Genomic DNA, 1281 nt, shown 5'->3' on the forward strand with positions numbered 1-1281 from the left:
TGTATAGACCGGGGACATGGGTTACAGAATGTTCGGAGACATGGGTAACGCTTTGATCCGTCCTTATCGTACTCGCTTTGTTAGGTTGCGCAGATCCACTTGTCCTATTTGTTGATGGCAAAAATGCAGGGTGTACTGTCCGTCGACCAGGGTTGGTCTGAGCGCTATGTACTTGCCGACAAACCCCTCTCCGACCAGGATCACGTAACGCTGGAAGGTGATGCTCTGGTCTGAGGCAACTTTGCGCACCTCGTCGATCGGCCCGTACTCATACGGTGGCAAATACTCCAACCAACGTCGCTGACTGGGCTCGTAGCGTGAAGCCGGTGTCTGTAGCTGCAAGGCTTCATGCGGACGTACCTCATTGTATTGCTGCCGCCAACGGTTGAAGGCGCGCTGGCAGTGCCCCAGCGACGCAAACTGTTTGCGCCCCAGCAACTCTGCCTTGAGAGTGCGATGGAAGCGCTCATCCTTGCCCTGGGTTTGCGGATGGTAAGGGCGTGAATGGCTGACAGTGATGCCCTGCTCAATCAACCATACTGTCAGCCGTGAGAAGCGGCCATTACCGCCACCAGCTCCCCACGGCGGACCGTTTTCCATGGTCATGCGCTGAGGCAAGCCATATCGCCGGAAAGTACTGAGGAGCGCACTCTGAACCGTCCGGCGTTGCTCGTTCCCGCAGGCGTGGAGGCAGAGCGAGAAGCGGGAACAGTCATCGATCACGGTTAGTGGATGGCAGCGCTGCTGGCCCACTGGCACGTGTCCCTTGAAGTCCATTTGCCACAGTTCGTTGGGATGAGTATGTTCGAAGCGGATGCAGGCAGTGGGTTCTGCTGGGGCGTTCAGCCGCCCATGGCGGCGCAGAATCGCGGTGATCGTGCTCAGTGCCGGCAAGCACAGGTGGCCCTCGCGCACCAGTACAGTACGCAGCTTGCGCGCTCCCCAGGCCGGGTACCGATCGCGACAAGCGAGTATGAGGTCTTCGGTTTCTGCTGAGGTCCGTGCTGGTTGCTGTATGGGGCGCCGGGACCGATCATGCAGCCCCTCAACTCCCTGTTCCTCATGACGACGCACCCACTTATAGCCCGTCTTGCGGCTAATGCCATAGCGACGGCATAGCTCGCTGAACGAGAGCGTGCCGCAGCGACTCAATTCAATAAATTCAGTACGCAGGTCCACAGTTGTAATCTCTTGCCAAGGCATCAGCGATCTCCAAAGAGGACGTAATGCCGAAGAGTATTAACTGTTACCCATGTCTCCGAACGTTTTGTTACCTATGTC

The 1281-nt window shown here is 57.4% G+C and carries 1 protein-coding gene; it reads right to left on the reverse strand.

Going from position 1 to position 1281, the window contains the following annotated elements:
* Positions 1 to 63: 63 nt before the first annotated feature.
* Positions 64 to 1203, reverse strand: a complete 1140-nt coding sequence (locus CQ007_RS18730) for an IS481 family transposase (RefSeq protein WP_105647357.1) — start codon at positions 1201 to 1203, stop codon at positions 64 to 66.
* Between the last annotated feature and the right edge of the window lie 78 nt (positions 1204 to 1281).

The sequence above is a fragment of the Pseudomonas sp. MYb185 genome (assembly GCF_002979975.1).
Taxonomy (GTDB): domain Bacteria; phylum Pseudomonadota; class Gammaproteobacteria; order Pseudomonadales; family Pseudomonadaceae; genus Halopseudomonas.